Source organism: Salirhabdus euzebyi, from assembly GCF_014207435.1.
In the GTDB taxonomy this organism is placed as follows: Bacteria; Bacillota; Bacilli; order Bacillales; family Alkalibacillaceae; genus Salirhabdus; species Salirhabdus euzebyi.
Genome location: NZ_JACHGH010000004.1, coordinates 246,420 through 265,194, shown reverse-complemented (window position 1 = coordinate 265,194; position 18,775 = coordinate 246,420). Strand labels below are relative to the sequence as shown.

Annotated in this window: 24 protein-coding genes; 7 read left to right on the top strand and 17 right to left on the bottom strand. The window is 37.9% G+C overall.

Going from position 1 to position 18,775, the window contains the following annotated elements:
* Window positions 1-105: 105 nt before the first annotated feature.
* The 3 genes from HNQ94_RS08465 to HNQ94_RS08455 form a co-directional block, all read right to left on the bottom strand.
* On the bottom strand, window positions 106-1,437 hold the full coding sequence (locus HNQ94_RS08465; RefSeq protein WP_174495622.1) for a Na+/H+ antiporter NhaC family protein: 1,332 nt from the start codon (window positions 1,435-1,437) through the stop codon (window positions 106-108).
* Between the two features lie 197 nt (window positions 1,438-1,634).
* Window positions 1,635-1,883: an OsmC family protein gene (locus tag HNQ94_RS19820; RefSeq protein ID WP_174495886.1), complete on the bottom strand. Its 249-nt coding sequence runs from the start codon at window positions 1,881-1,883 to the stop codon at window positions 1,635-1,637.
* A 24-nt stretch (window positions 1,884-1,907) separates the two neighbouring features.
* Window positions 1,908-2,102, bottom strand: a complete 195-nt coding sequence (locus HNQ94_RS08455; RefSeq protein ID WP_174495623.1) for a hypothetical protein — start codon at window positions 2,100-2,102, stop codon at window positions 1,908-1,910.
* Between the two features lie 202 nt (window positions 2,103-2,304).
* Here HNQ94_RS08455 and HNQ94_RS08450 point away from each other — a divergent pair, with 202 nt between their 5' ends.
* Entirely contained in the window at window positions 2,305-2,589 is a 285-nt protein-coding gene (locus HNQ94_RS08450) for a phospholipase (RefSeq protein ID WP_246199956.1), read from the top strand.
* An 11-nt stretch (window positions 2,590-2,600) separates the two neighbouring features.
* Here HNQ94_RS08450 and HNQ94_RS08445 read toward each other — a convergent pair whose 3' ends face one another.
* From HNQ94_RS08445 to HNQ94_RS08430, 5 genes are all read right to left on the bottom strand, one after another.
* On the bottom strand, window positions 2,601-3,359 hold the full coding sequence (locus HNQ94_RS08445; RefSeq protein WP_174495624.1) for a 2-phosphosulfolactate phosphatase: 759 nt from the start codon (window positions 3,357-3,359) through the stop codon (window positions 2,601-2,603).
* A gap of 133 nt (window positions 3,360-3,492) precedes the next feature.
* Entirely contained in the window at window positions 3,493-3,876 is a 384-nt protein-coding gene (locus HNQ94_RS19735; RefSeq protein WP_311771623.1) for an NUDIX hydrolase, read from the bottom strand.
* A gap of 7 nt (window positions 3,877-3,883) precedes the next feature.
* Window positions 3,884-4,141 (bottom strand): NUDIX hydrolase, encoded by a 258-nt coding sequence (locus HNQ94_RS19730; RefSeq protein ID WP_311771622.1) that lies wholly within the window; start codon window positions 4,139-4,141, stop codon window positions 3,884-3,886.
* Window positions 4,142-4,684, bottom strand: coding sequence for a 5' nucleotidase, NT5C type (locus tag HNQ94_RS08435; protein WP_174495625.1), 543 nt, complete (start codon window positions 4,682-4,684; stop codon window positions 4,142-4,144).
* Between the two features lie 116 nt (window positions 4,685-4,800).
* Window positions 4,801-5,340, bottom strand: coding sequence for a histidine phosphatase family protein (locus HNQ94_RS08430; RefSeq protein WP_246199957.1), 540 nt, complete (start codon window positions 5,338-5,340; stop codon window positions 4,801-4,803).
* A gap of 123 nt (window positions 5,341-5,463) precedes the next feature.
* On the opposite strand from HNQ94_RS08430, the gene HNQ94_RS08425 reads away from it, so the two are divergent.
* Window positions 5,464-5,577 (top strand): YjcZ family sporulation protein, encoded by a 114-nt coding sequence (locus HNQ94_RS08425; protein ID WP_174495626.1) that lies wholly within the window; start codon window positions 5,464-5,466, stop codon window positions 5,575-5,577.
* A gap of 210 nt (window positions 5,578-5,787) precedes the next feature.
* On the opposite strand, the gene ddlA is transcribed toward HNQ94_RS08425, so the two are convergent.
* Entirely contained in the window at window positions 5,788-6,885 is a 1,098-nt protein-coding gene (ddlA, locus tag HNQ94_RS08420; protein WP_174495627.1) for a D-alanine--D-alanine ligase, read from the bottom strand.
* 197 nt (window positions 6,886-7,082) lie between these two features.
* The gene (pssA, locus tag HNQ94_RS08415; protein WP_174495628.1) at window positions 7,083-7,622 is read right to left on the bottom strand and encodes a CDP-diacylglycerol--serine O-phosphatidyltransferase; all 540 of its coding nucleotides are present in this window, start codon (window positions 7,620-7,622) and stop codon (window positions 7,083-7,085) included.
* A 205-nt stretch (window positions 7,623-7,827) separates the two neighbouring features.
* On the opposite strand from pssA, the gene HNQ94_RS08410 reads away from it, so the two are divergent.
* The 3 genes from HNQ94_RS08410 to HNQ94_RS08400 all read left to right on the top strand — a co-directional run bounded on the left by HNQ94_RS08410 (window position 7,828) and on the right by HNQ94_RS08400 (window position 10,354).
* Window positions 7,828-8,607: a phosphatidylserine decarboxylase gene (locus tag HNQ94_RS08410; RefSeq protein WP_174495629.1), complete on the top strand. Its 780-nt coding sequence runs from the start codon at window positions 7,828-7,830 to the stop codon at window positions 8,605-8,607.
* 97 nt (window positions 8,608-8,704) lie between these two features.
* Window positions 8,705-9,439 carry a YqcI/YcgG family protein gene (locus HNQ94_RS08405; protein ID WP_174495630.1) on the top strand — a complete coding sequence of 245 codons (735 nt, stop codon included), beginning with the start codon at window positions 8,705-8,707 and terminating at the stop codon, window positions 9,437-9,439.
* 393 nt (window positions 9,440-9,832) lie between these two features.
* Window positions 9,833-10,354, top strand: a complete 522-nt coding sequence (locus HNQ94_RS08400) for a CueP family metal-binding protein (RefSeq protein ID WP_174495631.1) — start codon at window positions 9,833-9,835, stop codon at window positions 10,352-10,354.
* 62 nt (window positions 10,355-10,416) lie between these two features.
* Here the strand turns inward: HNQ94_RS08400 and HNQ94_RS08395 are convergent, their stop codons facing one another.
* Entirely contained in the window at window positions 10,417-11,478 is a 1,062-nt protein-coding gene (locus HNQ94_RS08395) for a C45 family autoproteolytic acyltransferase/hydrolase (RefSeq protein WP_174495632.1), read from the bottom strand.
* A 301-nt stretch (window positions 11,479-11,779) separates the two neighbouring features.
* Here HNQ94_RS08395 and HNQ94_RS08390 point away from each other — a divergent pair, with 301 nt between their 5' ends.
* Window positions 11,780-12,277, top strand: a complete 498-nt coding sequence (locus HNQ94_RS08390; RefSeq protein ID WP_174495633.1) for a sigma-70 family RNA polymerase sigma factor — start codon at window positions 11,780-11,782, stop codon at window positions 12,275-12,277.
* The gene (locus tag HNQ94_RS08385) at window positions 12,270-13,220 is read left to right on the top strand and encodes a hypothetical protein (protein WP_174495634.1); all 951 of its coding nucleotides are present in this window, start codon (window positions 12,270-12,272) and stop codon (window positions 13,218-13,220) included. The genes HNQ94_RS08390 and HNQ94_RS08385 overlap by 8 nt, the downstream gene beginning before the upstream one ends.
* Window positions 13,221-13,262: 42 nt before the next feature.
* Here the strand turns inward: HNQ94_RS08385 and HNQ94_RS08380 are convergent, their stop codons facing one another.
* The 6 genes from HNQ94_RS08380 to HNQ94_RS08355 all read right to left on the bottom strand — a co-directional run bounded on the left by HNQ94_RS08380 (window position 13,263) and on the right by HNQ94_RS08355 (window position 18,752).
* Window positions 13,263-14,999, bottom strand: a complete 1,737-nt coding sequence (locus HNQ94_RS08380) for an acyl-CoA dehydrogenase FadE (RefSeq protein WP_174495635.1) — start codon at window positions 14,997-14,999, stop codon at window positions 13,263-13,265.
* The gene (locus HNQ94_RS08375; RefSeq protein WP_174495636.1) at window positions 15,000-15,728 is read right to left on the bottom strand and encodes a 2-phosphosulfolactate phosphatase; all 729 of its coding nucleotides are present in this window, start codon (window positions 15,726-15,728) and stop codon (window positions 15,000-15,002) included. It lies immediately after the preceding gene.
* Between the two features lie 3 nt (window positions 15,729-15,731).
* A complete protein-coding gene (locus HNQ94_RS08370; protein ID WP_221452524.1) occupies window positions 15,732-16,796 on the bottom strand; it encodes a phosphotransferase family protein in 1,065 nt (354 codons plus the stop codon).
* Between the two features lies 1 nt (window position 16,797).
* The gene (locus HNQ94_RS08365) at window positions 16,798-17,211 is read right to left on the bottom strand and encodes an acyl-CoA thioesterase (RefSeq protein WP_174495637.1); all 414 of its coding nucleotides are present in this window, start codon (window positions 17,209-17,211) and stop codon (window positions 16,798-16,800) included.
* A 17-nt stretch (window positions 17,212-17,228) separates the two neighbouring features.
* Window positions 17,229-18,110 (bottom strand): 3-hydroxyacyl-CoA dehydrogenase family protein, encoded by an 882-nt coding sequence (locus HNQ94_RS08360; protein ID WP_174495638.1) that lies wholly within the window; start codon window positions 18,108-18,110, stop codon window positions 17,229-17,231.
* Window positions 18,111-18,179: 69 nt separating this feature from the next.
* Window positions 18,180-18,752 carry a TetR/AcrR family transcriptional regulator gene (locus tag HNQ94_RS08355; protein WP_174495639.1) on the bottom strand — a complete coding sequence of 191 codons (573 nt, stop codon included), beginning with the start codon at window positions 18,750-18,752 and terminating at the stop codon, window positions 18,180-18,182.
* Window positions 18,753-18,775 lie beyond the last annotated feature (23 nt).

The following is an 18,775-nucleotide window of genomic DNA, read 5'->3' as shown; positions in this document are numbered from 1 at the left end:
TGTTTGATTGCCTGTTAATGGAAACATAAAGTAAGCATAGTGAACTTTCATTTTCAATACCAAAGAAAAAAGTGATTTTCCAAAAGAAACGTGAATCATAAAGATTCATACTTCTTTCGCTTTCTGTACGGAAAGTCTTTTCCAACCTACAACTGAATAAATCCACGTAACTACTGGCATTACAAGTAAAAACATAGCGAACGGTGCATACATGAGAACTGGGACACCAACGATTGTGCTACATAAGATAGCGAGTAGACTCCAAGGTACGAGCCCTGCAAACACCACCGTTGAATCTGCTAGGATACGAGCAAGGTGCTCCTTGGAAAAATATTTATTCCAAAATGGAAAAAGTGCTCGACCCGTTAATATAATTGGAAAAGATTGATTAGGGGAGATGAGCGACACTGCTCCTGCTATCCCAATTGATTTGCTAGTATTTTTTGATAAAGAATGCTGTTCCGTAAATATTTTATTTATGTACGGCTGTACGATATTTGTATCCTCCATGATTTGGCAGTACGCTCCAACAATTAAAATAAACAGAACAAAGGGTAGCATATCTTGCACGCCACTTAAAGATTCAACACCGTAATAAAGACCGGTTGTCCATTCACTAGCCTCTGTTCCACGAGCTAGCAAAATGACAACAGCAACCCCAATTGCCACCGAAAACGACAGTTTCATTTCTTGACGAAGTAAAATCATCATGAGTAACAAAAATGGAGGGACAAGCGATACAGCTAAGGATCCTAAAGGTAATTCCTGTAAGGTCATATGCCCTTCAAGAGACAACTCGGGTTTTGAAATAGATACATCTAATACGAGAAATAAAATCGTTGATACTAATATGCCCCAAAGCATCGTTGGGAGAATGACTCGAAAATGTTCCCGAGTCTCTAATTCGACTGCATTACGTAAAAGCTGAAAGGAGCTTGAAATAGGAGAAGAGCGATCACCAACAAAACCTCCTGATACTAATGCACCAGCAACCACTGGTAACGGCAGTCCAAGCTGTGCAGCAGCAGCCATGAGTGGAACTCCAACAATACTTAAACTAGCAATAGTCGAACCGACAATCATTGACATCATAGCTGTCACAAGAAAGGCAATCATAAAAAAGTAATTTGGCGAAATGAGTGATAAAAACAATGTGTTTACGTCATCAATTGTCCCCGAAAAATACCACGTTGGAAGAAGCATGCCAATAAAAAACAAAAGCCAGGCAACATTTCCATTCCTTTTTATCCCTTTCCAAGCAAAAATACGGAAGTCCTTCATCGTATACCCATGTTTCCATGAAATGCCACACAATACGAATAACCCTGGAAGCATTGCCAGATAGAGTGGTAAATCCGAGGATATCGCAATCATTAAGAAAGTAATCGTAATAGAAAAAATGAGAATAATTTCTAAGAGAGAGAATGCTTTTTTCATCTAAACCGTATCTCCTTCTATTATTAGCAAAAATTGGCTGGTCGCCAAGTCCTTAGTGGCGGAAGCCTTAATTTTTCTTATACTTTAAACCTTTAACAAAGTTAAACCTTCTTAAAGTACAAGCAAAAAATGCACCTGCATTGCGCAGGCACATTTTATTGTACTACGATTATTCGGATTTCTAAAGAAAACGGAAACTATTCTTCTTCCTCGATAGTCCATTGGTGATCAAATTGGACACAGCCCTTTAACGTTTGGGCAACTGGGCAACCTTTTTCAAAAACATTCAACGCTCTTTCTGCAGCTTCTCGTTTCCCTTGTGGTATGACAAGCTCGTAGTGACACTCAATTTTAGTAATTCGTAAAACACCATCTACCGCTTCAATTATTCCTTTAAAACTCCCTGTTAATTTACTAGGAAAAGTAGGTATTTGACGCGCTTCCAGCGCACCTGATAATGTACCGGTTAGTCAGCCACCTGCCGCCGATACAATATGATCAAGAGTAGAAGGATATTCTAGTTCCGGCGAAGCCTTATAAAACTCCTTCACTCCCCCATGAACCCCATAGTAAAATGGTTCTTCAAATCCCGCGATATAAGCACGACGATTCGGGCGTTCATCTTGGATAATTTTAATGTTACTCACTTCAATAGGTTTACCCATCTAATTCACTCCTTTTTTATGAATTTAAGTAGTCTTCTATACAGTCGGCTAAGTATCCTTTTCATATAGTAATAAAAAGGATACTAAGCACTCAGTCTGTCCAAGTTTTTCTATACAATTATCCTACTCAATATACTAGCTTAATAGTACAAAAAGGTAAGGAAACTTATTTTCCCGATTTTTATATAAAGGGAGGTTGTTAATGATGGTTTTTCCAAGAAGAAGACGTCGGCGCCCTGGATTTTGTGTTTTCCCTGGTTATCGATACTGTGGCCCTGGATGCAGTGGACCGGGTGCACCTATTAATGCTGTAGATGCAGCATGTCAAGCACACGATGTATGCTATCAAAAGTATGGACCCACCTGCTTTTGCGATCAACAATTTCTTAGACGACTTCGTCCATTAATGAACCCACAAACTCGTGAAGGAAGACACGCCAAGTTAGCCCATGACTTTATTAAAATCAATTCTCTTTTTAAATGCTAATCCAACTCCTTTTAGTCATGGAGTTGGTTTTTTTTGAATCGACCATCTTGTAAAATAGGAACTGTATCATACATGTTCCATTGACTACAATGCTCGACGTCCTTATCGTATCCTCTTAACCGTAGCTCTCTTCCACTTCCACAATTCCATATTAAATCCCTTATTTTATGACTTATTCCCCCAAATGCAGATGCACAAACCTCAGCTTCTGGTGATTTTGTTCCTGATAAACGAGACAAAATAGCTCCGGCTCCGAGGTAATCTTCTACTGAGGGCCGAAGATGATCCTCACCAGATTTACTATCATTCCAACGTTCTCCGCATGGGATGACTGTAATATTTCTTTGGTATTTACTATGTAATTTATGAGCAGCATTTGCAACGGCATCAGCATTAAGTAAGCAGCCAATTAGTAAAGCTGGTACCTTTGCAGCAATCCAAGAACATACCGCTCCATTTAGAGAAGATAATACAAACTTTTGCTCTTGATGGGTTGATTGAAACGTTACCGGTGAAAGAGTTGGCTGATTTGCATTTACAGCCTCCTTTCTACCTAAAATGTACGTGGCACCTACTTGATAAGCGTATGCTTTTCCATCCAATTCGGGAGGGTATGGATAAATGATTGCCCCTTGATGTAACGCTGATACGACAGTCGATGAGAAACTAAATACATCTACAACAATAACAATGTCCCCTCTTTCTCTTGCCTCTCTCGCACCGCGTTTTCCCCATTCCAACCGACATGTATAAGGAGATTGATCAAACATCGATGAACACCACCAGTTCTCACATTTTTATAGTACAGTAAAATTATAGGGCCTAAAGAAAAAATAAATAGACTTATATTTCACAAAAATATATAATGGGAATTGGGTTCTGCCCATAGAAAAAGCACTCTCTTCATGGAGAGTGCTTTTCTAATTTCATTTTTAAATAGTTGTCCATCATATTTATTATTTGTTCATAATACGCATCACCGTGTGGAACGAAATTACTTTTATTCACAAACTCTCGAATCATCATTTTTTCACCCTGGTCATTATATTGGAAACCTACCATGTCCACACCATCCTGCTTTCCACGGAAACAAGCACGAAACTCTTTCACGTCCACTTTTCCAATTCCTGCTACTTCTTCAAGCTGTAGCACAAAAGCAGCCATGCTTTGCGTAAATTCATATAAAAATAAATTTGCCATCTCCCGGTCGATAAAATCACCCCGAGTGACAGAGTAGTTGATGACCCCGAGAGAAACTAGTTCCTCAAAAGCAACCGCTATTCCCAATTCCTCTTTAATTTTCCCTCACACCATCTTCAACGGTTTCATTTGCCAATATATGTCCTGCTGCAGTTATATCATACATTCCTGGGTAGTCCTTTTTTTTCTCACTACGAATCTGAAAATAGATATAGTCTGCATCTTGTTCTCTACTTATAAACCAACATTGAATTGTTTCGTGCCAGAAACCTTTTTTATGTACGTCTTCACGGGAGGCTACTCCTAATTCATTGCGATTATCATCAAAAATTTTCAACCGTTCTGTGTCCATCTATTTCTCCCCGTTCCTTTTATCTAAAAAATAATCACGTACTTCATGCCAATTGTTCACTCTCACATAACCTGTTTCATTAATATTGTGTTCAGAAGTGAATAAAATACCTTGCCCAGAAAAGTCTTTAAAATTTTTAACATTATCATCTATAAGATAATCAGCATTTATAATGCTTTTGTTACCGCAAAACACAAAATTCATATCCGACAAAAAAGGAAAATGCTCCTTCAACCATTTATACTTTGCCGCAAAGGAAGTCGGTACCTCCATTGCCGCAGTTGCTATGAAAATTTCGTAATGCTCGCTTAATTCTTTGATTACCTCTTGACTTCCTTCCATTACATCTAAGTCTTGAAAAAAGGTAGGATCATAAACATATTCAAAAAGCTTTTTCGCAAGGTCAGGACGGAGGGTCCACAATCTTGTTCCAAGCAAGTCTTCTTTCGTCAACGCTTCCCCGAAGTCACGGTTGTATAATGTTAAATGCTTCGTCGTAAAATCAGCCATTACTTCATCCATATCAATTGCAATACGTTTCATATTATCCCCTCTTTTGTCTGTTGTTTTTCGTGTTTTTTTATAGGTTGTGGCACCAAGGAGCTTCAAAGAGCACGTAAAGATTTAGTTCCATTGCATTTCCCTTGCGTTAAAAAAATTCAGTTTTTATGATAAACGTACAATTCCCCGTTTTCAGCTCTTTTAAAGCCTGGACCAGTAAATCCACGTTTCTTTAGCTCTTTTTGCATAAAAAACATCAATCCACCATGGCCAACAATTAACACATCTTCATTTGTGGAAAGAACTTGATCTAGCGCCTCATTTAATCTTTTCATCATGCTATGTCTACTTTCATCTTGTGAATGATGATTAAAATAAAATGCCAATCTCGTTAATATAAAATGAACATATAGAGGTAGTTTTATATTTTTTTTAATAAAAGGAGAAACAGGTATTTCTCGTAGTTGCTCTAAATAAATAATGTTCCCTTTAAATGCCTTTTGTGCAGTCTTTTTTGCCCTTAACAAATCACTAGAATAGCATCTTTTCCACTCAATCTCTTTCAAATCTATTTCTTTTTCTTCTACATCAGAATTGTCATACTCTACCATCCACTTTTTAATCTGGTCAGAGGTAACGAACTTGTCCGGATACCCTCTTTTCACCTTAAAATGCCTTAACAATCCAACCTTCAACATTAACAACTCCTCATTTACCCCAAGAGACAAACACATTTCTATCGATACTATTATAATCGCCTTTTCCATTAATAGAAAGTTTCATAGGATAAAGTAGAAAGTGAATAAGGGGGTGAATCATTCATGAGTTACACAGGCGGTTATGGTAACAGCGGATTCGTGTTACTTGTCGTATTGTTTATTTTGTTGATTATCGTTGGTAATAGCTACCCAATGGGTGGCGGCTACGGTTACTAAACCTTAATCAAGCTCCCAGTGCAATTAGCCCATACTGGGACTGCTTCTAAACAATTAACAATATCCTAAGTGGAATTGTTAGAACCTCCTTTTTGATATAGAACCTATGAGTTTGTATAGCTCATAGGTTCCTTTTTTTTAGCCACTATGTATAAATACACTATCCCTCATCTAAATCAAAAAGGGCCCTACTAGACAGGGCCCCAAAAATTAATGAACGGAATGCTTTAATTTAGCGTCTCTTTCATGCCTTTCAATAGCTAATTCAATCAGCTTATCAATTAAATCACTGTAGGATATACCAGAGGCCTCCCATAGCTTTGGATACATACTGATTTTCGTAAAGCCAGGAATGGTGTTCACTTCATTGATATAGATCTTCCCGTCTTTTGTTAAAAAGAAATCAACACGTGACAAACCTTCACAGTTTAACGCTTGGAACGCCTTTAAGGCGGCCTCTTTAATTCTTGTTGTTGTTTCCTCATCAAGTTCAGCCGGAATATTTAAGATGGCACCACTTTCATCAATGTACTTTGCTTCATAGGAGTAGAAATCAAGCTGAGCTGTAATTTCACCGGGAACAGAAGCAATAGGTTTTTCGTTTCCTAAAACGGAACATTCAATTTCACGTCCAACAATTGTTTCCTCAATTAAAATTTTATGATCATATTCAAATGCAGATTTTACACCGGCATAGAATTCTTCTTTAGTGTTCACCTTACTTACCCCAACAGATGAGCCTTGGTTCGCTGGTTTTATGAACATTGGTAAACCTAGTTCTGCCTTCACTTGCTCATAGTTAATCTCATCCTGAAAAACTCTCGTATACGTAAAAGAATTGGCCACATGTAGACCAGCATCCCTCAAAAGACGTTTAGCTACATCTTTATCCATACTCACTGCTGACCCTAGAACGCTAGGTCCAACAAATGGGATGTTAGCAACACGAAGCATCCCTTGCATACTACCGTCCTCACCTAACGTACCATGTAGAATAGGAAATACGACATCCAATTGTTCCAAACGAACAGCACTATCAGCTTCCATTAATTGTTTTTCACTTTCTCCTGGAACGATAGCCACACCTCTGTTTGATTTATTTAATTGGATAAGCTTTGGGTTATCCTCATGAAGTAAATAGTGTGAAGCATCATTTAAATGCCATCTACCCTCTTTATCTATCCCAATTAACATTGGATCATATTTCGATTTATCGATTGCCTCTAAAACATTTTTTGCCGATTGTAAAGAAACCTCATGCTCTGCTGATTTACCACCAAATATGATCCCAACTTTAATTTTACTCAATGTGCCTACTCTCCTTCACCTGAACATGTTTTGAAGAAACTTAGGTTACTCCTAAGTCCTTATAAAAAATTTATTCTGTATCCTTAGTTATATCATATTAGAATCATATAGGCATTCGTTCCAAGAAAATTTTTCACCTAATATTCTTGCTAAATAAAAAAACGCTAAAACCTGAAATTAAGTTTTAGCGTTTATCCTTAATATTTTTTTACTTCAATTGTGCTAATCATTAAGAAGGAAAGCACAATCATCAATACCATATACATTGGTGCTGGAATAAAAGGCATTGCTGCATAGCATAATGTTAGTAAACAGCCTGCTGCCGTTATAGGTAATCCAACGAAACGACCATTAAATGTCATCACATTGAATCTTGCTAGGCGGATTGCACCTGCTAAAATATAAATAACGGTTACCCAAATACCAGGGACACCAAAAGCACTTATTGTAGTTTGATAGACTAATAGCGCAGGAGCAATACCAAAGGAAACAAGATCACATAACGAATCTAGCTGCTTACCGAATTCAGAAGTAATATTTAACTTTCTAGCAATTTTACCGTCAAACCAGTCGGTCAAAACAGCCAAGAAAATCATTAAAACACTAATATGCGCCATTTCATTAAACATAAATACAATAGCTAAAATCCCTAAGGATAGATTAGATAATGTGACAATATTTGCAGTTTGTTCTTTTATCTGCTTTATTGTATGATCGATACGTTCAGATAAAAACATAGGTCATCACTCCATCATTAGATGTCTTATTAGAAAAACTTGGCTTGTCGCCAAGTCCTTATGGCGAAAACCTTATTTTTTCTTATACTTTAATCTTTTAACAAAGTTAACTTTCTTAAAGTATAAAAAAGGTAATACAAAACACAGTAAATAGATTATACTATGGAATTACATATTTGACTATAAAATTCGGAGGGAAACAGCTTTGATTAGACTTTTCTTTAAACTACTTGTCGAATTAACCGGGAATCGATTTGTGTCCAAACTGCTTGTCAAAATTAGCCGATCGAGATGGAGTAAGGTATTAAATCCACTTTTTATTCGGGCATACAGGATTGACACAGATGAAATGGAACACCCCGTTTCCAGCTATAAAAGCATCCACCACTTATTTACGAGAAAGTTAAAAACAGATGCCCGCTTAGTTAATACAGGTGAAGATGTTATCATTAGTCCGGTTGACGGAACGATTAATTCATTCGGACGAATTGAAGGTAATAGTACTTTTGAGGTGAAAAATTCGGAACTCGATTTAATTGAAATGCTCGGGACAGAAGAGGAAGCGAAGAAATTTATAAACGGCCATTATATTATTTTTTATTTATCACCACGAAATTATCACCGGATTCATAGTCCTGTTGAAGGTGAAATGGAAAAAAATTGGACTCTTGGCGGAAAGTCCTATCCTGTCAATAGATTAGGATTGAAATACGGGAAAAGACCATTATCGTCAAACTACCGTATTATTTCAGCATTAAGCAGTCAAAATGGAAAAATTGCAGTTGTTAAAGTTGGTGCACTTAACGTTAACAGTATCCATATGATTAACGACTCATCTAGTCTGAAGCCTGGTGACGATTTAGCATACTTCTCCTTTGGATCAACGGTAATTTTATTAATTGAAAATGAAACATTTCATTTCGATGAATCCATCCAAGAAGACCAGGAAATACAATTTGGTAAAAAAATCGGATCTTTTTCTTAACGGAATGCTCTCTTCTTTTGGAAGAGAGCTTTTTCTATGTATATGGACACTCACCCATTGTTTAACAGTGCATATGTTGACATTGGGAGGGTTGAACATGCGTTTATTAACTGCTAAAGCAATAAAAGATTGTGACTTAGAAGAATGGAAAAAGGATGCCCTCTATACATTTGAGGAGAAAATGGAAAATACGGAAAAACCCTTTCCCTGTATTCCAGCTACCCAAGGGCATGCTTTAGACCATTTTCGTTATGGATTTGTAGCAGAACTACGGAAGGAATCTTCCGCCAACAATTTGGCACAACTACTAACGGAATATTCACAGGTTTACCGGACAATCGGTAACTACACGTCCTTAATTGTATTTTATGAAACATCTTCCCAACTACTATCTGTTAAACAATATGAACAGGAATTTTGGGGTCAGTTAAATAACATTACGGAAATGGATTTGAAAGATTGGCCTAGCCATATTCCGGTGGATCCCCATGATTCTTTATGGGAATTTTGCTTTCACGGGGAGCAATATTTTATGTTTTGTGGTACACCTGCCCATCAAAATAGACAAAGTAGATACTTCCCTTATTTTATGTTAGCCATTACACCTAGATTGGTACTAGAAAATTTTCATTCTTCTCCCATCCACGCAAATAAGATTAAATCGAAAATTAGAAAAAGACTTAAAAACTATGATTCCATACCCATACATCCTGATTTAAACACCTACGGGAAACAAGACAATTACGAGTGGAAGCAGTATTTTTTACATGACGACGACACTACTCTTTCCAAATGCCCTTTCCATCGATTTATAAATAAATTTAAAAAATAACTCTTGTTAGAGAAATATATATAATTTCGGCGTAAAAATGAGGAATTTCTAAAATAATGGTGGTAAAAAAAGAAGATAAGCGTAAGTAGTGGATGTACGTCTAAATCCCATTGAGTTCACAGGAAACACAGACTTATTCGAGCTACGGAATATTGTTCCGAAAGATTCCGTAGCTGGCTGCCCTACAAATAGCAAGGAGCCTGATAAAAATGTAGGTTATCTTAGCTGTCGATACGGGGAGTAAATATTTAAGCACAGATTTGTTTAAAAACGGCTAATGATGTAAAATAATTTACTTAAGTTTGTACATATTGTGTCTAATCCAAAAATTAGGACAAATCCGAAAGTAAAAATGGTATAGTCATGGTAGAAAAAATAAGAGGTGAATTCATAATGAAGGGAAACATCATTGCCGTTATTCTATTGACTTTAACCGCTTCTACTCTATTAATTGCATGTAGTGAAGGAACTACTAACGAAACAACAAACATTAAACAAATAGTACATGACTATAGTGTTGGCAACATTACGACTGGTTCTGCTTCGATTACGTCTAAACAATTGACTGTAATCGATGGTGATGGTAATAAGACGGCCTACGACTTACCTGAGGAAGAATTTTTTGTTTCCATCGCACCCTATATCAATGAATCTCATCCTTGAACGAACCATAGCTTGACAGGTTGTCAAGGCGAACTAATGAATCAAGAATTTTACGTCTATTTGGAAGACATGGAAGGTAATGTCATAGTAGATGAAAAAATGACAGCAGCTGCTAACGGATTTATTGATTTGTGGCTTCCACGAAACCAAACATATTATACGAAAATTGAATACAATGGAAAATCGGTAGAGTCTGAGCTGTCTACTTTTGAAAATGATAGAACATGTATTACAACGATGCAGTTAATGTAAATGAAAAGCACCTATACTAGGTGCTTTTTTTCATTCAACATTTGCTCTCAAGACTTTTCTACCTAGCGAAACCAAGTTGCATCCTGATCCATATGAGCAAATGGAATATCCGTATCCACTTCTCCAGTAATTTTTTCTCTTGATTCGTTCTCTCCGTTTAGCCACTTGGCAAAATCGAACACAGTGGGTTCTTGGTCCCCACCTAAAGCGAACCACGTCTTGAGCGTTTTTGGAAAATAGGCAGACGTATGAATCGTACCTGCCCAACTTTCATATAGGGTAGAAAAAACCCCTTTATCCGTATCATTTAATAATCGAAAGGCATCATAACCCTTTTTCAGTTGCCCCTTCTGGTTACGAATCGTTTCTTCCCGGCGTAGTGAATCTACTAAATGGTTCCGATTCTCATCTTTCATGATTTCAAAATGGTTCGTACAAACGTTTGATTGGCGCACTTCAATACCTCTAGGACTTGCTTCGACAATATAGGTTTCTCCGCTTCGATCAAAGACAACATAACTAAAAGAGTGGCGATGAGGTATTTTTTTTAACATGTCAACAGCCTCTTTTACGTTCGCACAGCCTTCCAACACCATCCGACCAATCATGCCACATATAAATCCAATTCCTGGCTTTCTCCGATGCATAAAATTATAGCCAATCACAAGACCCTTTTCATTCATGCCATCAGGTCGACCAGTTATCCGCTGTGTAGGACCAACTGTTGCATAACCACCATCTGTCGGTTGAAAAAAAGCGTATCTGCCTTCATACGTTTTCGGGTGATAATCATAATTGCGAATAAAGTAATCTTCACCAGTAACTATGGAACATCCAGAACGAACATAGTCTAATCGATAACCACCAAATTCCTTTAGTACTTCCTCCATTGACCAACCTAATGCATCGCCTAATCCTACTAACTCGTCCCAAATAGTCGGAGCAAATTGATGGATAGCATCCTTTGCTTCCTGAACGTTAATCGAAAAGCGCGCTTTTCGTACCTTCCATTGTCTTGCTCTATTTTCAAGAATAAGAGAATTCTTCAACTTTTCCCCTTGTTTATAGCCAAAATCGTAGTGAGTTCCACGGAATTGAATAATTTCACTATGTATGGGCTTCATTTTTTCGTTACACCTCTTCTGCTGATTAAAAATGTCCTTCTAGCATAACGGAAATCGAGACAAATATCATTCCTGATGCTTGTTTTCCCTCATTTATCCAGCAGAAAAAATAAATATCACTAGAACTTCGATATATATCACCTGAACAAGAAAATATATCACTCGGTTGAAACAATTTATCACCTTAGCTCACCTATTTATCACCTTATTCCCCTCGCTCAATCAAAAAAAGGTAAAATAAAAAAATAAATGAAACATTTTTGTATCCTCATGTGTGTTATAGGTGAAAGGAGATGGGCAGATGGAAATTCAATTATTACGTACGGATAATTGCGTTTCAGAAATAATGAACAAATATGCTGATATGGTCTTTCGTCTTTGTCTTGTCCAACTCAAAAATAAGGCAGATGCAGAGGATGCATTTCAAGAAATCTTTATAAAGCTTTTTGAAAAAAGCCCTCTCTTTCATGACGAAAAGCATTTGAAAGCTTGGCTTATTACAGTTACAAGTAATCATTGTAAAAATAAGTTTCGTAGCTATTGGTATAAAAATCGCGTGAACATAGAAGAAATCATTATCCCAATCGAAAACAAGAAAGATCAAGAAGTAATCAAATATGTGATGGAATTACCATTAAAATACCGAACAGTTATATACCTTTATTACTATGAAGGCTATAGCACAAAGGAAATTGCCGGACTTTTAAAAAGTAAGGAAGCGACTGTTCGAACCCGACTTGCAAGAGGAAGAGAATTGCTGAAGCATCATTTAAAAGTAGGAGGTTTTCCGGATGAGTGATTTCAACTTGAAAGGATTTGACTCCATAAAGGTAGATAAAAAGTTAATAAGCGAAACGAGTGATAAAATTTTGAAACAATCCGTTAGAAAGAAATCAAATCGGGCAAAAAGTGTTTGGATTGCAGCTGCTAGTGTAATCATTGCTTTTGGTACTTATTTTTTATTTCAAAATGGGGGTTCTATAGATCAAGCTAGCCCAAGTGATAAAGGTCCAGTTGTGACGGAAGATGGCGGGATTAACATACCAGCAATAAAAATCCCTGAGAATAATGTTTCTGCAGATATGATTGGACTTATTGTGTATAACGGTAAAATTTATACACAAACAGATACAGAAATTGATCAAACAGCAGCAAAAAATTTAATAGGAGAAAAACTTGGAACGACGAAAGCTACAATTGATGAATGGAGTTCCCAAGATGAATACGCGGTTGAATTTGCTTCTACTATTGGGGTTGTAGATGTATATACAGTACAAGGCTATGATAAAGATTTTCGCATAATGGCATACGGTGAACGGCATGGTGAAATTTTCTCGGAGTTTTACGATTGTTTGAATGGCATCACTATTCATAATGGCAAAGATTTGTTTGGCAAGCTAAATCTAGTTGGCAACGTCACAAAAGCAGAGTATCGGAGCCATGATGATTGGTACTATAGTGTCGATAATTTCCGTCCTTTAGATGATGAAAAATTGGTTCATGCATTCATCGATCAGTTAAATGAGACGACACCACATCCATATGATCAAGTTGAAGAAGATCTAGGTGAATTCCGAAATGATGAACACTATCGAGAGTTAACTCTTCATTTAGAAGATGGATCCCGAGTACGGCTAGTTGTCATTAAGGATGGTTATGTTCGTTACGGATTTAGCAGTGTATATTTTAAGATGGAACAGGAAGTATTTACTCAACTTTGGGATAGTATGACAATTCACTAAACACAAAAGGTGCTGCACTTCATAAAAAGTACAGCACCTTTTTTATTCGACAAATATCGGGTGGTGACAGGCACCCCTTTCTGCTATCATTCGATTGCGCTTTACGGAATCGGGGAAGGTTTTTGAGAGTAAAAGGGTGTAAAGTTGTTCGCGCATCTGATCCCCGGTTGGAATGAGTTCTTCCATTAGCACTCTTGTGTTACTTAACACTTCACCAACTGTTTCCTGCAATACTGTTTCCATTAGTAATTGGTGGCGAGTACTTGCGCTTTTTTCACTTCGAAGCACTGCGGATTCAGCTGCAAATAATAGAATGGCAATGTCTGATAGCTTCGTCAACACTTCTTGCTCCTCTTCCAATCCCATACCGTACTTTTTTCTTGCATACTCTACTAAAACTAAATATATAGCCCGGATATCTTTAATCGTTTCAATAGGGCTCTGTTCCGCTGCATCTTTGACCATGACATGCTGAAAAGCTTTCTTCACCGCCTGCTCATACGGTAGTTCACCTTTTAAACTCTTCTTCAAAAATTGACCAGTCAACAGTAAGCGATTAATTTCATTCGTTCCTTCAAAAATTCGGTTAATACGAGAATCCCGATAAATTTGTTCAATGGGATACTCACTAATAAAGCCTGCTCCGCCGTGTAGCTGTAATGCTTCATCTGCAATAAAATCAAGCGTTTCAGAACCATATACTTTGCACGCTGCACATTCTAATGCTAGCTCTGACAATCCTGCCACAATCAATTTTGGGTTATCTGATCCGTCTAGCCCTTTTAATACTTCCTCTAACAAAAAGGCGGTTCGATATTGTAGCGCTTCTGCCGCAAAAATACGAGCCTCCATTTTTGCTACTTTTTCCTTCGTTAAACCGAACTCCCCTAACGTTTTGCCAAACTGTTTCCGATTGTTAATATGAGTCAATGTTAGCTTTAATGCTTCCTTAGCCCCACCCATACAGGCTGCCCCTAAGTTAAACCTACCTAAGTTTAAAACCGTAAAAGCAATAATGTGTCCCCGGCCAATTTCTCCGAGCACATTTTCAATGGGAACCACGCAATCTTCTAAAATAACGGATCTAGTAGATGACCCTTTAATACCCATTTTCTTTTCCTCTGGACCGAGGGACAAGCCCGGGAAGTCCTTCTCTACAATAAAAGCTGTAAACTGCTTTCCGTCGACTTTCGCATAAACAATAAACGTGTCAGAAAAGGCAGCATTTGTTATATAAATTTTGGTCCCATTTAATAAATAGTGGGTACCTGATTCATTTAACTGGGCAGTCGTTTTGCCGCCCATAGCATCTGAACCTGCATCTGGCTCAGTTAAGCAGTAAGCCCCCAGATACTCTCCGCTTGCAAGCTTCGGTAAATATTTTCCTTTTTGTTCCTGTGTTCCATAATAAGTTATTGGCAACGTTGCAATGCACGTGTGATTCGAATGGGCAACCCCATAGCTTCCAGTTCTTCCAACTTGTTCCCCGACAATTGCCTTGGTAACTTTATCTAGCCCAAGACCACCGAACGACTCCGGTATGCTATGAGCAAGCAAGCCTAATTCCCCTGCTTTTCTCATTAAATCAGCTACAACTTCAAATTGCTGTGCTTCTATTTCATCCCTTTTAGCTCCCACTTCCTTCGTTACAAACTGCTCTGCCGTCTTTTTTATCAGTAAGTGTTCATCAGTAAAGTCTTCTGGGAAAAAGACGTCCTCTGGAGCAGTTTGTTGAACTAAATAAGATCCTCCTTTGATAGAGGATAGCGTGTTACCCATTTATCTTCCTCCTTTATTTGTAATCCAGCCGTTTTGACTTAAAATTGGTACAACCTCACTTGAATCCATTGCCGTAATAAAATCGATGTCAGCTTCTAAACCATGACGCATCATCATTTTACCTACTGCTGTTTGCTTCAATAAGGTATCAATATTCGCATTATTTCCCTCATATAGCTTCCAAGCACCAAGTGCAGCATCCGTTAACGTAAAGTCTCCCAATCTAGTTAAATGATCAATTAAATGCCCACATCCTACCAAATCTTCTAAGCAAAACTGTCCACTAGAACCTGCACAAATGAAAACTACATCCTGATTGTCATCACATAACTCTTTCGCCATTGCTCGATTGTTTAGTAACGAACTAGCATAAATCGTAGCTGCACCAGCAGCCCCTCGAAGGGCAACCGTTCCGTTCGTTGTCGATAAAATGTATGACTTCCCCTTCGCCGTCGGTGTTAGTAGGGAGGGACTAGGTAGCAAAAAGTCTTTAATTGGTAAACCGTTACTCTCTCCGACTAATTGGTACGATTTATCCGGCCGCCGACTTGCCTTCCTTAACGCTTCACGATCATTAATAACCGGGAAAATCTTTTTTGCGCCTGCTGCTAACAACGCACAAATAACAGAAGTTGCCAGCAATACATCAAAAACGACAACTGTCTTGCCAGGTAAAAGTCTGGGATTTATATCTTCTTTTTTAAAGATAACGTGTATTTTTCTCACCACAACCTACAATCCACTTCGCGAAATATGATTGGCATAAGCAATTAACCCTTCTGCTGCCTTATTAAAGTGAGCGAAGCGTTGGTCATTCGTCTGCCCTTTTTTATAACGATAATAGATTTGTTGGACAATAACAGCTAGCTTAAAATAAGCAAAGGCAACATAAAAAGGTAAATTCGTTAAATCCCTACCCGTATAGGCTGCGTATTTTTCCGCAAACTGTTTACGAGTATAAAATCCTGGCTTTGTCGTAACTGGCGGCTTCCCTAAACCACGTTTTAAAAACTCCGGATCTGAATCTTCCATCCAATAGCTTAACGTGACACCTAAATCAGCCAATGGATCTCCAACTGTCGTCATTTCCCAATCAAACAAACCCGTCATTTCACGTAAGTTATTCGGATTAAACATTGCATTATTACACTTAAAATCATAATGGATAACGGTTGCATCACTGGACTCTGGCACGTTACTCTGTAACCACATCATGACATTTTCAACATGAGGAATATCGTCTGTCATCGCTCGCTCGTAGCGGCGATTCCAACCTTCTACTTGTCGCTTCATAAAACCGTCTGGCTTCGTAAACTCCGCTAACTCTGTTTTCGTATAATCGACCTGGTGAAGATTTACTAACGTCTTTATCATTGTTTCAGAAATCAGCTCTCCATTTTCTAATGACTCCTCTACTCCTTTAGGGAAATCCGTATCAAATACGACACCTTTTCGTCGTTCCATAACAAAAAAAGAACTGCCAACAATGTCAGATTCCTCTTCGTAAAGAAACGGTTTTGGTGCGAGCTTAAAATGTGGATGTAGAGCGCGGAGAATGGTAAATTCCCTTTTCATATCATGTGCTTTTGCGGCAACCGGACCAAGAGGTGGCCTTCTCAAAACCGCTTCCCAATTCCCCATGGATAACAAATAGGTTAGGTTGGAATGCCCGGAAGGAAATTGTTCAATACGAAGAGGGCTGTCTGGCAAGTTTGCAATTTTCTCGCGTAAAAACTGCTCCAGATTAGCTGCGTCCAACTCCTCTCCCTTTCGAACAGGGATCGTATCCTTAATCATATTATCTCTCCTTTACTTTAGTAGTCTCCATAAATTGTTCTAGTTTCGCACGCATTTCAATTGGTAAAGCAGAAGCTCTTTGTGTATGAAAATCAAAATGAACGATGGCAGCTTTTCCAGTAGCAATTATCCCTCGATCATTGACAACTTCATGATAAAGATGAAAACTACTATTCCCAATTTTTTCGACTGACGTTTCAACGGTTAGTTTTTCATCAAAATATGCTTGTTGCTTAAAATCACAAGAAGTAGAAGCTAAAATAAACTCCCATTCGCCCATTTCTAAACTAGCTCCTAATTCCCTAAATAATTCAATACGAGCTTCTTCCAAATAAATAAAATAACTAATATTACTTACATGACCTAGACCATCTGTTTCAAATGCTCTCACTTTCACCGTACATTCATGAATCATAAAATAACCTCCTAACATTAATTAACTTTCTCTTTTTTCGGATACTCGTACCAACCTTTGCCCGTTTTTCGTCCTAGATGCCCAGCTTTTACTTTTTCTACAACCGATTTAGCAGGCTTATTTTTTGGATCCCCTGTTTCCGCGTAAAGCTGTAAGTTTGCGTAATAGCCGACATCAATACCGGATAAATCCATTAATTCGAATGGCCCTAAAGGATGACCTAACGCTTTTTTTGTAATCATGTCGATATCCTGATAATCTGCGTACCCTTCTTCATATAAAAAGAGGGTTTCTTTGGCAATAGCAAATAGAAGACGATTAGCAATAAAACCGTAAATCTCTTTTTCCATTAATATGGCCTTTCGATCAATTTGTTCACAAAAAGCCAAGACACTTTCCGTAGTATCCTGTGATGTTTTCTCGCTTTTCACAACTTCTATACAGTCCATAACGAGAGGTGGGAAGAAGAAATGCATATTACAAATTTTATCTGGTCTTGATGTGACTTCTGCTATTTTCGAATTCACAATCGTTGAGCTATTCGTCGCTAAAATGGCATGGGAAGGCACTATATTATCTAATCTCCTAAATACATCTTGCTTTACATCAAGTTTTTCAACAACAGCCTCAATTACTAAATCTACTTGATCTGCCGCTTCCTCTATACTCGTTGTCATATGGAGTCGTGTAAATGCTATCTTTCTCTGTTCATCTGTTAATCTACCTTTTTGTACCCATCTATCCATATGTCCTTCTAACTGAGTTCTCGCTTTTGCTAATGCTTGTTCACTTATATCCTGAAGAGTTGTCTCATATCCTCCTAATGCAGCAAGCATCGCAATTTGATGCCCCATAGAGCCAGCACCAATAACGGCGACCTTTTTGATTGTTGAAGACATCTTATCCTCCCTTTCTTACTAACCAACTGGTATGTTTATAGAAGAAGAAGGGGAGGCACTCACACCTCCCTATCCTTCTTGCCATTCAATTCCTTGACCAACCATCTCAATAAACATATTCGCAACTTCAACATCCTTGAACCGTCCATCTTGATGAAACCATTGATAAGTCCAGTTACAAATACCAAGAATGCCAAGTGTGACTATTTCTGCTTCTATCCCAGGTCTAAATTCACCTGTTCTCATTCCCGCTCGAATTACTTTTTCTATCGCCTTACGAATTTGATCACGCTTCTCCCGTACTTCTTTCATATGCGTTTTATTCAAATGGCGAAATTCACGGTAAAAGACACGGGCACTTTTTCCTAATGGTGTAATGTTTAGAATAATCATCGAAATAAGCTTTTGCAGCTTTTCCTTATTCGTTATCGATTCATCACTCAAAATTTGTTCCTGTTGTTGAAGTAACGTATCAATATACTGTCGATGTATCGTCATTAACACCTGTTCTTTACTAGAAAAATAGTAATAAAAAGCCCCTTTTGTTACCCCTAAATCCTCGACAACCTCTTGAATCGAAGTCTCACTAAACCCTTTTTCCTCAAACAAGCGAATACATGTAGCGATTACTTTCTCTTTCACTTAACGTATCCTACTGACTAGCT